The sequence below is a fragment of the Micromonospora sp. NPDC051196 genome, from assembly GCF_040682415.1.
In the GTDB taxonomy this organism is placed as follows: Bacteria; Actinomycetota; Actinomycetes; order Mycobacteriales; family Micromonosporaceae; genus Micromonospora.
The window spans coordinates 92,549-107,391 of record NZ_JBFBAY010000002.1 but is presented as its reverse complement, the minus strand read 5'-3'; the positions used below and the strand labels follow the sequence as shown (position 1 = coordinate 107,391).

Below are 14,843 nucleotides of genomic sequence, written 5' to 3'. Positions count from 1 at the left end.
GTGGACGCCCCGCCGACCGTGCTGGTGGTCGACGACAGTCGGACCAAGCGCTACCTACTGGTGAACTGGCTGACCCGGGCGGGGTTCACCGTCATCGAGGCCCAGAACGGTAGCGAGGCCCTGCGCCGGGTCGAGGTCGATGCGATCGATCTGGTGGTCCTCGACGTGCGGCTGCCGGACCTGAGCGGGTTCGAGGTCTGCGAACGGATCAAGTCGATCCACCCCGCGCTGCCGGTGATCCACGTGTCGGCGCACGCCATCGACACGGCCGACCGCACCCAGGGCCTCACCCGGGGCGCCGATGCGTATCTGGCGGAGCCGATCGAGCCGGAGGAACTCATCGCCACCGCCCACGCGGTGCTCCGGTACTACCAGGCGCGGCAACGTGCCGAGCTGCTCGCCGAGCGGCTCACCGGGTTGGCGGACACCACCGTCGCGGTGCATGCCGCGCCGAACTTCACCCGGCTCCTGGAACAGGCGGCGTCCGGGGCCGCGGAGATCTTCAAGAGTCCCGCCGCGGTGATCGCCGAAACCTTCGACGGTGACTGCCTGGCCGGGGTCTGCGCCGGGCCCGGCGCGCCGAGCCGCATCGTGTCGTGGACCGTCGACGACAGCGGAACACCGATCGGTGCCACCGTCCGGGTGCAGGATCCGGCCGACTGGGCGTTGGTGGGCTGGCCACCGGACGACACGGTGACGGTTGCCGCCGGCCGGCTGCGGGACGACCGGGCCCCGCTCTACGTCGTGGTGCCCACCGCGACGCAGACCGCCCGTACGCCGGTGCTGCGCCAGTTGGCGCAGGCGGTGGCGTCTGCGGTCGAGGCGCAACGGTCCTTCGACGAGGAGCACCGGATCGCGGTGACCCTCCAACGCAGCCTGCTGCCGCAGAGCATCCCGGAGATCGCCGGGCTCGACCTGGCCGTCCGCTACGAGCCGGCCAGTGCCCGTACCGAGGTGGGTGGCGACTTCTACGAGCTGGTGATGCTCAACGGTCACCTGCTGTTGGCGATCGGCGACGTGGCGGGCCACTCGTTGCACGCCGCGACGGTGATGGCCGAGCTGCGACACGCACTGCGGGCGTACGCGGTCGAGGGGCACCAGCCGGGTGAGATCCTGCACCGGGTCAACGAGCTGATGCGTACGCTGCTGCCCAGCGAGCTGGCCACCATCTGCGTACTGCTGCTCGACCCGGCCTCCGGGCGGGTCCGGCTGGCCAGCGCCGGCCACCTGCCGCCGTTGATCAGCCTGGACGGCAAGACCGAGTACGTGAACCACTCCGCACCGCTGCTCGGGGTGCGGGCGCCGCGCCCCGCCGACCTGGAGTTCGTGCTGCCGCCCGGAGCGACGATCGTCTTCTACACCGACGGCCTCATCGAACGGCGTGACGTCAACATCGACGAGGGACTGAACGCGCTGGCGGCGTGTGCCGTGCGGGTGGACGGCGACCTTGACCGGTTCTGCCAGCGGTTGCTCGACGAACTGGCCCCCGACGAGATCCAGGACGACGTCGCCGTGGTGGCGCTCCGCCGGCACTGAGTCGACCGGACGGACTGAACTGGCAGGAACGGTCGGACGCGGGTAGCGTTGCGTACGCGTCCAAAACGCCACGTCGAGGTCGGCACTGCCGCATACCAGCTCTGTCCTCCCCGGCGCCGGATTGACGGTGGCAACCTCTCCGGCCCTTGACGGCCCTTCGCCAGGGCAAGGACGAGAGTCTTCCAATGGACGAACTGCTGCGATTCGACCACCACGACGTGCGGCCGGGCACCCGGTACGTGACCCTGACCGGCGAGGCCGACCTGTCCACGATCGAGCAACTCCAGCACGACCTCAGACGGCTGTTGGCGCCCCGGTGGGTCACACACCTGAAGCTCAACCTGAAGACGTTGCGGTTCCTCGACTGCGCCGCGTTCTCCGTCCTGTTGGGAGTCAGGGAGACAGCCCTGACGCGCGGGCAGCGGGTGACCGTCACCGCCGCCCGGGGCGGGCCGGCTCGGGTCATCGCGCTCAGCGGCAGCGGGCATCTGTTCAACTACTCCACGACTGTCCAGATCGGCGACACCCGCCGACCTGCCGGCCGCGACCTTGTCGCGCTCGGATGAAGCGGCCGGTGGTCGACGTCCCTATCTGGTCGACACGGTTCGTGAGCCGGCGTACGCGGTGGGGGAGACGCCGGTGACGGCGGTGAAATCACGCACCAGGTGGGCCTGGTCGCGGTAGCCGAGTTCGGCCCGGCCGGCGGCCTTCCGGGTATGCCCAGCCCTACCTCGTCTCTCGGTTGCGCACGGCGCGACGCAGAAAGCGACCGGAGGACCTGAACCACACGTCTGGTTGCCACGTTGGGGACGGCATGTGGGCCCGAATGGACGAGCTGCCCCCCGAAGTGTCCAACGATGGGCTGCGCGAAGCGCAGCGAGCCTTGGACCGGGATCTGCGACTTGCGATGGAGCGCAATCGCGCTGATCGGCGGCCGGGTCGCGGTCTGCCCGGCGACGTGCCATCGCTCAGCAACATCAAGATAAGGAAAGCGCGTGACGACGCTGCTGACCTGGTCAACAAGCGCCTGGGGGCGGGTCGGATCGGGCTGCTACGCATCGCCTGGAATCGGCTCCTGCGCCTGTTTCGTCGCAGAGAGGTCAGTGAGTCGGTACGCAAGCCGCAGCTGACCAGCGCAGACCAGGTCGGCAACAGGCAGGCCTATCACCCGCAGGCTGCGAGCAGTTACGGGCCGGGGCCCAGGCCCGGCGAGCCGACCCGAGAAGGCCCGCAACCCGTCACTGCGGGTCAGGTCGGCAACTGGGGGCAGACGCAGCCCTCAAGCAGTCCCGAGCCGGGAGCCCGGCCCGGTGAGCCGACCAGAAAAGGTCGGCAACCCATCACTGCGGAGCAGATCGACAGTTGGCAACGGACTCTCAAGTCCGAAGGGCTGCAAGAGCACGACCGGCACAACCTTGAGCTGGCCCTCTCCGCCGCCTATTACGTCACCCGTTACCGTGACTTGCAGAAACTCTACGAGGATCCTGGGCAGTTGCCGGACATCGCGGACGCCGTCGCGTCCGCCGACTGGGTCGTCGACCGGTACGACCCCGGCCGCCAAGCCAGGCAGGCTTCGCCGGTGTACACCGACGAGCAGCAGGAGGCCATGCTCCCCTCGGCCTTGGGTGGGCACGAGTCGCCTACGTGGACGGAAGCCGACGAGCAGGAAACCATGTCTCATGCGGCGGGGCCGGCATCACTGGAGCAGCAGGAGTTCATGCTCCCCGCGGCCTGGGACGGGTACGCGACGTCTGCGCCGATGTACGCCGACGAGCAGCAGATGCCCATGACCCCCACAGCCTGGGGTGGGCACACGATGGGTGGGGCGGAGGTCTATGAGCAGCAGCCGCCCACCCCACCCACGCCGCAACCGGCAGTGCGGCACACACCGTCGGAGCGGCCCCTGCACGGGAGTTCGTACGCCGCGCACCTCACGAGCCTGCGTCCCGTCCCGAGGCGGCCGGCCGGAAGCCCGATCCCAGAATCGCCAACTCCCCACACCTCCCGGCCGAACCGGACGGCAGGCCAGGGTAGAGCGCGCGGGTGAACCACCCCGCCCGACCGAGGAGGATGCGGCGCCGGCAGCAGCCAGCCGCCGGCGCCGCAGTGCGGTCAGGTGTGGTCGTGCGGTCAGGCGCGACCGAAGCGGTCCAGAATCCAGGCGTTGATGAAGGCTTCCTCCCGCCAGGAGTCGTAGCGCCCACTGGGCCCGCCGTGACCGGCCTCCATCTCGGTCTTCAGCAGGTAGTCGCCCTGTGGCGCGACAGCCCGTAGCCGGGCGATCCACTTCGCCGGCTCGTGGTAGAAGACCCGGGTGTCGTTGAGGCTGGTCATCGCGAGGATCGCCGGGTAATCCAGCGGAGCGACGTTCTCGTACGGGGTGTACGACTTCATGTACGCGTACACCTCCGGGTCAGCCAGCGGGTTGCCCCACTCCTCCCACTCGGTGACGGTCAGCGGCAGGGACGGGTCGAGGATCGTGTTGAGCGCGTCCACGAACGGCACCTGCGCGACGATGCCGGTGAAGGCGTCCGGGGCGAGGTTGGCGACCGCCCCCATCAGCAGGCCGCCGGCCGAGCCGCCACGCGCGACCAGCCGGTCAGGTGCGGTCCAGCCGGCCTTCGCCAGGTGCCGGGCGCAGGCGACGAAATCGGTGAAGGTGTTTTTCTTGGCCAGCATCTTGCCGTGGTCGTACCAGCGTCGGCCCAGTTCACCGCCGCCCCGGATGTGTGCCACCGCGAAGACCACCCCACGGTCCAGCAGGGACAGCCGGCCGACCGAGAACCAGGGGTCCATGCTGGCCTCGTACGACCCGTAGCCGTAGAGGACGCAGGGTGCCGAGCCGTCGCGGGGCGTACCCCGGCGGTAGACCAGCGAGATCGGCACCCGCGTGCCGTCGTCGGCCAGGGCCCACTCCCGCTGCTGCTCGTAGTCTTCCGGCTGGTAGGGCCGCCCGTCCGGCCCGGGCAGCACGGGCCGGCGCCGAAGCAGCGTCAGCTCGTGGGTCGCCAGGTCGTAGTCGTACACCGAGTCGGGGATGATTAGCGAGGTGTAGCGCAACCGGAGCCGGCTCGTGCGGTACTCGGGATTGCCGTCCAGACCCACGGTGTGCAGCGGTTCCGGGAACTCGATGTCGTGGGCGTCCCCGCCGTCGAGCGGCAGTACCCGCAGACCGGTGAGGCCGTTGCTGCGCAGGGTGATGACCAGGTGGTCGGCGAAGGCGTCCACCGCCTCCAACCGGGTGCCGGGGGAGTGGTCGATCAGTGGCACCCAGTCGCCCGGCGCGTCCGCCGAGGTGTACGCGAGAGCGAAGTCCTCGGCGTCGTCGTTGTGCAGGATCAGGAAGCGGTGCCCGTGGTGCTCCACCGAGTACTCGACGCCCTGCCGGCGCGGTGCGACGACCGCGGGTTCCCCGGTCGGGTTGTCGGCCGGGATGACCCGTACCTCGCTGGTGAGCTTGCTGGCGATGTCGATCAGGATGAACCGCTCCGAGCGGGTCAACTCGACCCCGACCCAGAAGCGTTCGTCTTCCTCGGCGTGCACCACCACGTCGTCGGTGGCGGCTGTGCCGACCACGTGGCGCCAGACCCGGTGCGGCCGCCAGGCCTCGTCCACCGTCACGTAGAACAGCACCGAGGCGTCGGCCGACCAGGCCGTGCCGTAGAAGGTGCCCGGGATCTCGTCGGGCAGCAGCTCGCCGCTGGCGAGATCCTTGAGCCGCAGGGTGAACCGCTCGTCGCCGGAGAAGTCCGTGGAGTAGGCCAGGAAACGCCCGTCGGGGCTGATGTCGAAGGCGCCCAGAGCGAAGAAGTCGTGTCCCTCGGCCAGCAGGTTGCCGTCGAGCAGGATCTCCTCGCCGTCGAGCGGGGCGCCGTCGGCACTGATCGGGGGCGTGGTTTCGCCGTCGCGGACGGCCCGGCGACAGTGCACGCCGTACTGCCGGCCCTCGACGGTACGGGTGTAGTACCAGTACCCGCCCTTGCGGGCCGGCACCGACAGGTCGGTCTCCTGGGTACGCCGACGGATCTCCTCGAACAACTCGGTACGCAGCCCGGACAGGTGGGCTGTTCGTCGCTCGGTCCAGGCGTTCTCGGCGTTGAGATAGGCGATGGTCTCCGGATCGTCCTTGGCGGCCAGCCAGGCGTACTCGTCGACGACGGTGTCGCCGTGGTGGACGCGCTCGGCTGGTACCCGCTTCGCCACGGGTGCGGGGGTCTCGGTGGTCACGGCGTCACGTTACCGGGACTGCTCGGCTCCCGTACGTAGCAAAGACCTTCCGAATCGTTCGAACGCATGTACGATCGCGGCATGGTGCCAGCCCGTTCCACCGGCGCGTCCGGTGCCCTCGACATCACCCGCCGACTGACCGAGATCTGTGGCCCGCGCTTCGCCCGGTTCGCCGGCCCGGCCGACGAGGTGGCCGGCCGTCCGGCCCGCTGGGTGGCGGTCCCCGGCGGAGCCGACGCGGCCGCTCGGGTGCTCCGACTGGCCGCTCGGCACGACCTGACCGTGGTTCCGCGCGGTGCCGGCACCAAGATCGACTGGGGTGCACCGCCCGAGCGGGTCGACATCATGCTCGACACCGGGCGACTGGCCGGCATCGGGCATCAGCCGCCCGGTCAGGGCACGGCCGAGGTCGGCGCCGGCACACCGTTGCGTGCGGTGCAGGCCACCCTGGAGCGCACCAACCAACGGCTCGCGGTGGACGCGCCCTCGCCCGGTGCCACCGTGGGTGGGGTGCTCGCCGCCGACGAGGCGGGCCCGCTGCGGCACCGCCACGGCACCGCCTGCGACCAGCTCGTCGGCCTGCGTTACCTGGCCGCCGACGGGGAGTTGACCGAGGCCGACGGTGGGGCGTCCGGGCTGACCCAGGCCCGGCTGTTGTGCGGCTCGGAGGGGGCGCTCGGCGTGCTGGTCAGCGCGACCCTGCGGGTGCAGACCATGCCGGCCAGTCGGGTCTGGGTCACCCGACCGGTGTGGACACCACTGGAGGTGCACGACCTGATCCGCGCGGTGCTCGCCGCCCGTCTCGATCCGGCCGCGATCGAGCTCGACCTGCCGGTCGGCGCCAAGGATCGATCGCCCTGGGATGCTCGGGCCGCCGCGATGGCGCGCCATCCGTCCATGACCGGGCGGTCACCGACCAGCCCGGCGGGCGCCGGCTCGCTGGTGGTGTTGCTGGAGGGCGGCCCTTCCGACGTGGCGGAGCGTAGTGACCGGCTGGTGTCGCTGCTCGGCGCCCGCGCGACGGTGGCCCGATCGGCCCCGTCCTGGTGGCGCAGCTACCCCTTCGCTCCCGGTGACACCGCCCTGCGGTTGGAGGTGCCCATCACCGATCTGCACGCGGCGGTGTACGCGCTGCGCGACGCGGCGGGGTCGCCGGTTCCGGTCCGTGGCTCAGCCGGTCTCGGTGTGGTGCACGCCGCCCTGCCCGGCGTGCTGCCGCCCGACCGGGTGGCGACGATCCTGGCCGCCGTCCGCAGCGTGCTGCTCGCTCGGCAGGGTCGATGCGTGGTGCTGTCCGCGCCACCCGCCGTCCGGCGGGCCGTCGATCTCTGGGGCGAGTTGGCCGGCCTGGCGCGGCTCCGTGCCGTCAAGCAGCATCTCGACCCGGCCCACCGGCTCGCCCCCGGCCGCCTCCCCGGTGGCCTCTGATCCGAGACGACCCGACAATGCCGCAACGCCTGGATCAGACCGTCGAGCGCTCGATCAGAACGGTCGAGCCGCCGGATCGGACCGTCGAGCCGACAGCGAGGGTCAGCCGGCGGTGTCGTTGCGCAGGACGAGGATGGCGATGTCGTCGCGGGGCTCCTCCACCGAGAAATTGATCGCGGTGGCGCGTAGCCGGGCCGCCACCACGTCGGCAGGGTAGCCGGCGAGCGGGGTGGCGGCGTCGCGCAGCCGGCTGGTGCCGAAAAGCTCCCGGCCTCGGCGGCGCTCGGTCACCCCGTCGGTGTAGAAGACCAGACAGTCTCCCGGGCCGAGGGTGATCTCCGAGGGCGGTGAGCTGATCTTGTCGAGCAGGCCGAGCGCGGTGCCGCCGCCGCCGACGAAGCCGGCCGGGCCACCGCCGGAGCGCAGCAGCAACGGTCGATCGTGCCCGGCCAGGTGCAACCCGACGTCGAGCCGGTCGCCCTCGCCCTGTCCGACCACGGCCAGCGCCAGCGTGCAGTAACGGCCGGCGCCCCGCTCGACCAGCGTCTCGTTGAGCCGGGGCAGCAACTCGGGCAGTGGCTTCCCGTCACCGGCCAGCACCCGGATCACGTCCCGAACCAGCCCGGTGACCGCCGCGGCCTGCACCCCCTTGCCGGAGACGTCGCCGATCACCACCAGCCAGCGCCCGTCCGGCAACGCCACCACGTCGTAGAAGTCACCACCGACGTCGGCGTCCCCGCCGGTCGGGACGTATTCGGCGGCGAAGCCGATGCCCTCCACCACGGGCAGCACCGGCGGTAGCAGCGACTGTTGCAGGGTCTGGGCGATGCGTCGCCGCTCCGCGTGGATCCGGGCGTTCTCGATCGCCAGGGCCGCCCGCCGGGCCACATCCTCCAGCACCGCGATCTCGTCCGGATCGTGCCGGTGCCGCTGGTGTCGGCCCACCGCGAGAGTGCCGAGACGCTGGCCCCGGGCGATCAGCGGTACGGCGAAGCCCTCCATCGGCGCGCCCAGCGGCGTCTGGGTGCCATTGCGGCTGGCCTCCCGCAGCCGGGCCTGGATCGAGTCGGGACCGGCCTCGCGCAGCGTCGCGTGCAACTGCGGCAGCATCGCCTCGTCCGCGTGCGTGGCGGCGGCGAGGCGCAGCCGGCCCCACTCGTCGGTGGTGTGCACCGCGCACCACTGACCGAGCCGGGGCACTACCAACTGCGGGACGAGCGCCATGGTCAGCTCCACGTCCAGCGACTGCGCGAGCAGTTCGCTGGCCTCGGCGAGGAAGGTGAGCCAGGCCTGTCGGCGTACGTCGGCGCGGCGCAGCCGGTCGTTCTCCAGGTGCAGTGAGAGCCGTTCGGCGGTCAGCACCGCCAGCGGGCGGGCGTACGCGGTGGGCGCTGCGTCCAGTTCCAGCTCCCCGGCGTACGGGCGGTGCACCACCAACGGAACCCGGATCAGGTCGTTACCGGACCGGGGCTGCCGGCCGTAACGGGCGAGCACCTGTGTGCCCTGTCCGTCCCCACGATCCAGCCGCACCACACCTCCGGCGGCACCGACCATCTCCGCCACCCGGGTGAGCAGATTGGTGGCGAAGTCGGGCAGCGGATCCTCGGCGTACGGATCCGGAAGGGTCTGCATCAGCGTGCTCATCGCCCCGGCGCTGGGCGCGGTGGTAGCTGCGGTGCCGTCCGGGTCACCGGCCGGCGCCGTGACGGCGTCCCCTCGTCGCCCGTCGGGGCTGCGCCGGTCGAGCCGGAACCACACGCCCTTGCCCGTGGGCAGGTACGTGGTGCCCCAGCGGCTGGCGAAGTGATCGACGAGCAGCAGCCCTCGGCCACGTTCGGCGACCTCGGTGATCTCCGTTGCCGCGTTGCACACCCCGACCGTGAGTTCGTCGACCGGGCCGGAGGCGAAGTCGGAGACGGTCACGGTCAGTCCTGCCGGGTCGGCGCTTACCTCGACGTCCAGTTCGGTGCGGGCGTGCTCGACGGCGTTGGTGGACAGCTCCGTGGTCAGCAGGAGTGCCTCGTTGAGCAGTTCGTCCAGGTTCGCCTCGGCGAGCACGGACCGCACGACGGCCCGCGCGGCTGCCGGGGTACGACGATCAGCCGGCAGCCGGACACGTCGCACGTACTCGTCTGGGCCTCCGGTCGCCGCGGGCCCCGCCTCCGCTGCCACCCTCGTATCCTCCACCGACACCGGTCCGGCGCCAAACCGATCGCGGTTCAGGTCCGTAACCCGGACGGCGATGCGGCGTGGCGGTTTCGAGCTCACGGGGACAATGATGGGGTGGCCGGCGCAAGCCGGTGTACCCCGAGGTGAGCGAGGAATGATGACCACGGCGAAACAGTCGGCGACCGCGGAGATCAGCGTCGCCGACCACGAGGCGGTCCTCACCGAGCTGGCGGAGGCGTTGCGCCGGGTGCGTGGCGGTGACCTCAAGGTCAGGCTTCCCCGGCGTTCCGGCGCGGCCGGGGAGGTGGCCGACGCCTTCAACGACGTGGTGTCGCTCCAGGAGCGGCAGCATCTGGATCTACGGCGGATCAGCCGGATCGTCGGTCGGGACGGCCGGCTGACCGAGCGGCTGGACGAGGAGGGGTTGGACGGCTCGTGGGCGGAGGGGCAGCGGGCCGTCAACTCGTTGATCGACGACCTGGGCCGACCCACCACCGAGATCGCCCGGGTCATCGTGGCCGTCGCCGACGGCGACCTCTCCCAGCACATGGCGCTGGAGATCGACGGCCGTCCGCTGCGGGGTGAGTACCTGCGGATCGGCCGCACGGTCAACACCATGGTCGATCAGCTCTCGTCCTTCTCCAACGAGGTGACCCGGGTGGCCCGTGAGGTGGGCACCGAGGGCAAACTCGGCGGCCAGGCCGACGTACGCGGCGTCGCCGGCACCTGGAAGGACCTCACCGACTCGGTGAACACCATGGCGTCCAACCTCACCGGGCAGGTGCGGTCGATCTCCCAGGTGGCCACGGCGGTGGCGAAGGGTGACCTGAGCCAGAAGATCACGGTGAGCGCTCGGGGTGAGGTCGCCGAGCTGGCCGACACCATGAACTCGCTGACCGACACCCTGCGGCTCTTCGCCGAGCAGGTGACCCGGGTGGCCCGTGAGGTGGGCACCGAGGGCAAGCTCGGCGGTCAGGCCGAGGTGCCCAACGTGGCCGGCACCTGGAAGGACCTGACCGACAGCGTCAACTCGATGGCGTCGAACCTGACCGCCCAGGTGCGCAACATCGCCCAGGTGTCCACCGCGGTGGCCCGCGGTGACCTGTCGCAGAAGATCACCGTGGCCGCGCAGGGGGAGATACTCGAACTCAAGGACACCGTCAACACGATGGTGGACCAGTTGTCGTCGTTCGCCGACGAGGTGACCCGGGTGGCCCGGGAGGTGGGCACCGAGGGCAAGCTCGGCGGCCAGGCCCAGGTACGCGGGGTCTCCGGCACCTGGCGGGACCTGACCGAGAACGTCAACCAGCTCGCCGGCAACCTGACCAGCCAGGTGCGCAACATCTCCCAGGTGTCCACGGCGGTCGCCCGGGGTGACCTGTCGCAGAAGATCACGGTGGACGCTCGTGGCGAGATCCTGGAGCTCAAGGACACCGTCAACACGATGGTGGACCAGTTGTCGTCGTTCGCCGACGAGGTGACCCGGGTGGCCCGGGAGGTGGGCACCGAGGGCAAGTTGGGTGGTCAGGCCCAGGTGAAGGGGGTCTCCGGCACCTGGCGGGACCTCACGGACAACGTGAACTCGATGGCGTCGAACCTGACCAGCCAGGTGCGTAACATCGCCTCGGTCACCACCGCGGTGGCCAAGGGTGACCTGTCGCAGAAGATCACGGTGGACGCCCGGGGTGAGATCCTGGAGTTGAAGAACACCGTCAACACGATGGTGGACCAGCTGTCGTCGTTCGCCGACGAGGTCACGCGGGTGGCCCGTGAGGTGGGCACCGAGGGCAAGCTCGGCGGCCAGGCCCAGGTACGCGGGGTGGCCGGTACCTGGCGGGACCTGACCGACAACGTGAACTCGATGGCGTCGAACCTGACCAGTCAGGTGCGTAACATCGCCCAGGTCTCCACGGCAGTGGCCAAGGGTGACCTGTCGCAGAAGATCACGGTGGATGCACAGGGCGAGATCCTGGAGTTGAAGAACACCGTCAACACGATGGTGGACCAGCTGTCGTCGTTCGCCGACGAGGTCACGCGGGTGGCCCGCGAGGTCGGCACCGAGGGCAAGTTGGGTGGTCAGGCCCAGGTCAAGGGGGTCTCCGGCACCTGGCGGGACCTGACCGACAACGTGAACTCGATGGCGTCGAACCTGACCAGCCAGGTGCGTAACATCGCCTCGGTCACCACCGCCGTCGCCAACGGTGACCTGTCGCAGAAGATCACGGTGGACGCGCAGGGCGAGATCCTGGAGTTGAAGAACACCGTCAACACGATGGTGGACCAGCTGTCGTCGTTCGCCGACGAGGTGACCCGAGTGGCCCGCGAGGTCGGCATCGAGGGCAAGTTGGGTGGTCAGGCCCAGGTGAAGGGGGTTTCCGGCACCTGGCGGGACCTGACCGAGAACGTCAACCAGCTCGCCTCCACCCTGACCACCCAGCTGCGGGCGATCGCCCAGGTCTCGACGTCGGTGACCCGGGGCGATCTGACCCAGCGGATCGCGGTGAAGGCGCAGGGCGAGGTCGCCGAGCTGAAGGACAACATCAACCAGATGATCGTCACGCTGCGGGAGACCACCCACAAGAACGCCGAGCAGGGTTGGCTCGACTCGAACCTGGCCCGCATCGGCGGTCTGTTGCAGGGCCAGCGTGACCTCGGCGAGGTCTGCCGGATGATCATGATGGAGGTGACTCCGCTGGTCGACGCGCAGCTCGGCGCGTTCTTCCTGGCGGACAACTCCGAGGGGGTGATGCGGCTGCGGCTGACCGCCTCGTACGGCTACGTGTCCCGAGGCCACGAGGTCACCTTCGGCCCCGGCGAAGGGCTGGTCGGGCAGACCGCGCTCTCCCGCCGGACGATCCGGGTCGGCGCCGTGCCCGACGCCCGGATCACGCTGCGCTCCGGGCTGGCCGACACACCGCCGGCCGATCTGGTCGTGCTGCCCGTCCTCTTCGAGGGCGAACTGCTCGGGGTGATCGAGTTCGCCAGCGTGACGCCCTTCTCCGAACTGCACCTGTCCTTCCTGGAGCGGCTGGTCGCCACCATCGGCATCGCGGTCAACACCATCCAGGCCAACCGGCGTACGGAGGAACTGCTCGCCCAGTCGCAGCGGCTGGCCCACGAGTTGCAGGAACAGTCGGCGGAGTTGCAGCGCACCAACGCCGAACTGGAGGAGAAGGCGACCCTGCTGTCGGAGCAGAAGGGCAACATCGAGACCAAGAACCGGGAGATCGAACTGGCCCGGCTCGGTCTGGAGGAGAAGGCGCAGCAGCTCACCCGGGCCTCGGCGTACAAGTCGGAGTTCCTGGCGAACATGAGCCACGAGCTGCGTACGCCGCTGAACTCCCTGCTGCTGTTGGCCCGGCTGCTGGCCGAGAACTCGGAGCGCAACCTGACCCCGAAGCAGATCGAGTTCGCCCGCACGATTCACGGCTCCGGGTCGGATCTGCTGCGCCTGATCGACGACATCCTCGACCTGTCCAAGATCGAGGCAGGGCGGATGGACGTGGAGCCGACCGAGGTGCGGTTCGCGGAGATCCGCAGCTATGTCGTGCAGGCGTTCGCCCCGCAAGCCGAGGAGAAGGGCCTGGACTTCCAGGTACGGGTCAGCAAAGATCTGCCGCCCGCAGTGGTCACCGACGCCCAGCGGCTTCAGCAGATCCTGCGGAACCTGCTGTCCAACGCGGTGAAGTTCACCGACAACGGTGCGGTGACGCTGCGCATCTCCCGGGCACCGGAGCACGCGGTCTTCGACGTACCGGCGCTGATCAACGCCCGCCAGGTGATCGCGTTCACGGTGATCGACACCGGCATCGGCATCTCCGACGACAAGCTGTCACTGATCTTCGAAGCGTTCCAGCAGGCGGACGGCACGACCAGCCGCCGCTACGGCGGCACCGGGCTGGGGCTGTCCATCAGCCGGGACCTGGCCCGACTGATCGGCGGCACGATCACCGTCACCTCGGCGCCCGGCCAGGGCTCGACGTTCACCCTCTACCTGCCCGACGTGCTGGCGCCGGACGCCGTGGTGGCGCCGGCACCGCCGTCCCCGCAACGCGCCGGCCTGCCGTCGTCGTTGCTGATGCCGCCGGTGGAGTTGCTGCCCCAGCAGCCCGAGGCACCGAAGACCCGCCAGTTGGACGGTGCCACAGTGCTGATCGTCGACGACGACGTGCGGAACGTGTTCGCCCTGACCAGCGCGCTGGAATTGCACGGCATGACGGTGCTCTACGCCGACAACGGCAGTGACGGCGTACGCCTGCTGGCCGAGCACCCGGAGGTCGATATCGTACTGATGGATGCCATGATGCCCGACCAGGACGGGTATGAGACGACCGGACAGATTCGGCGTAACCGCCGATTCGCGGACCTGCCGATCGTGTTCCTGACCGCCAAGGCGATGCCCGGCGACCGGGAGTCGGCCATCGCGGCGGGGGCGAGTGACTACATCACCAAGCCGGTCGACCTGGACGAGCTGATCGAGTTGATGGGCTCCTGGATCAGTGGCAGCCGTACCGAGGAGGGCTCGTGACGCAGGTGGCGAAGGCGCTACTGGTCGATGACCGCCGGGAGAACCTGATGGCCCTGGAGGCGATCCTCCAGGGGCTGCCGGTGCAGTCGGTGGCGGTGGAGAGCGGGGAGGCGGCCCTCAAGCAGCTGCTGGTCGACGACTTCGCGGTGATCCTGCTCGACGCCCAGATGCCGGACATGGACGGTTTCGAGACGGCCAGCCACATCAAGCGGCGGGAGCGTACCCGGCACGTACCGATCATCTTCCTGACCGCTGCCGATCGGGACGCACAGCTGGCGCTGCGCGGCTATGCGGTCGGCGCGGTGGACTACCTGACCAAGCCGTTCGACCCCTGGGTGCTACGGGCCAAGGTCTCCGTCTTTGTGGAGTTGTGGACCAAGACCCGCCAGTTGGCCGCCCAGTCGGAGATGGTGCGCGAGCGCGACGCCCAGTGGCGCCTGCTCACCGACGCCGTCGACGAGGCCACCGCCCTCCTGCGCGCCGCCGACGACAACCCCGACGCCATCCCCCAAGCCCTCACCACCCTCGAACAAGCCCGCTGGGGCCCCACCCCCGACTAACCCACCCCGGCCCCTCTCCTCTCCTCACCCCACCCTCGCCCTCGCGCGCCGCCCTCGCCCCCGCGCGTCACGCCCTTCCAGCCGCGATCTTGCACTTCCCGTCGGGACTTAGCGGGGCAAGGGCGACATAGGGGCGACCGTAAGTGCAAGATCGCGGGTGCCGCGACGTGAGGGTCGTGGACGTGTTCGTTTCACCCGTCCTCCCTGCGGCGATCTTGCACCTTTCGTCGGGGCATAACGGGGCAAGGGCGGCGTAAGGGTGACCACAAGTGCAAGATCGCGTGGGCGTGCGTGGGCGTGCGTGGGCGTGGGGCGCGGCGCGGGAGTCGTGGCGGTCAGGGCGTGGCCACGACCCTGGGCGCCGGACTCGGTCAGCGGTCATCCGCAGCGGCGGG

General features: G+C 70.1%; 8 protein-coding genes. 6 read left to right on the top strand and 2 right to left on the bottom strand.

The window, feature by feature from the left end; translation table 11 throughout:
• The 3 genes from AB0M35_RS06215 to AB0M35_RS06205 all read left to right on the top strand — a co-directional run bounded on the left by AB0M35_RS06215 (nucleotide 1) and on the right by AB0M35_RS06205 (nucleotide 3,583).
• Nucleotides 1-1,536: a SpoIIE family protein phosphatase gene (locus AB0M35_RS06215; protein WP_363742198.1), complete on the top strand. Its 1,536-nt coding sequence runs from the start codon at nucleotides 1-3 to the stop codon at nucleotides 1,534-1,536.
• 185 nt (nucleotides 1,537-1,721) lie between these two features.
• Nucleotides 1,722-2,102 (top strand): STAS domain-containing protein, encoded by a 381-nt coding sequence (locus AB0M35_RS06210; protein ID WP_363742195.1) that lies wholly within the window; start codon nucleotides 1,722-1,724, stop codon nucleotides 2,100-2,102.
• Nucleotides 2,103-2,362: 260 nt separating this feature from the next.
• Nucleotides 2,363-3,583 (top strand): hypothetical protein, encoded by a 1,221-nt coding sequence (locus AB0M35_RS06205; protein WP_363742192.1) that lies wholly within the window; start codon nucleotides 2,363-2,365, stop codon nucleotides 3,581-3,583.
• Between the two features lie 83 nt (nucleotides 3,584-3,666).
• On the opposite strand, the gene AB0M35_RS06200 is transcribed toward AB0M35_RS06205, so the two are convergent.
• The gene (locus AB0M35_RS06200) at nucleotides 3,667-5,763 is read right to left on the bottom strand and encodes a S9 family peptidase (RefSeq protein WP_363742190.1); all 2,097 of its coding nucleotides are present in this window, start codon (nucleotides 5,761-5,763) and stop codon (nucleotides 3,667-3,669) included.
• Between the two features lie 81 nt (nucleotides 5,764-5,844).
• Between AB0M35_RS06200 and AB0M35_RS06195 the strand changes: the two genes are divergently transcribed.
• A complete protein-coding gene (locus AB0M35_RS06195) occupies nucleotides 5,845-7,191 on the top strand; it encodes an FAD-binding oxidoreductase (RefSeq protein ID WP_363742187.1) in 1,347 nt (448 codons plus the stop codon).
• Between the two features lie 102 nt (nucleotides 7,192-7,293).
• Here the strand turns inward: AB0M35_RS06195 and AB0M35_RS06190 are convergent, their stop codons facing one another.
• Complete coding sequence (locus AB0M35_RS06190; RefSeq protein WP_363742184.1) at nucleotides 7,294-9,363, bottom strand: SpoIIE family protein phosphatase; 2,070 nt, start codon at nucleotides 9,361-9,363, stop codon at nucleotides 7,294-7,296.
• Nucleotides 9,364-9,517: 154 nt separating this feature from the next.
• Between AB0M35_RS06190 and AB0M35_RS06185 the strand changes: the two genes are divergently transcribed.
• Nucleotides 9,518-13,888, top strand: coding sequence for a HAMP domain-containing protein (locus tag AB0M35_RS06185; RefSeq protein ID WP_363742181.1), 4,371 nt, complete (start codon nucleotides 9,518-9,520; stop codon nucleotides 13,886-13,888).
• A complete protein-coding gene (locus AB0M35_RS06180) occupies nucleotides 13,885-14,448 on the top strand; it encodes a response regulator (RefSeq protein WP_363742178.1) in 564 nt (187 codons plus the stop codon). The genes AB0M35_RS06185 and AB0M35_RS06180 overlap by 4 nt, the downstream gene beginning before the upstream one ends.
• Nucleotides 14,449-14,843 lie beyond the last annotated feature (395 nt).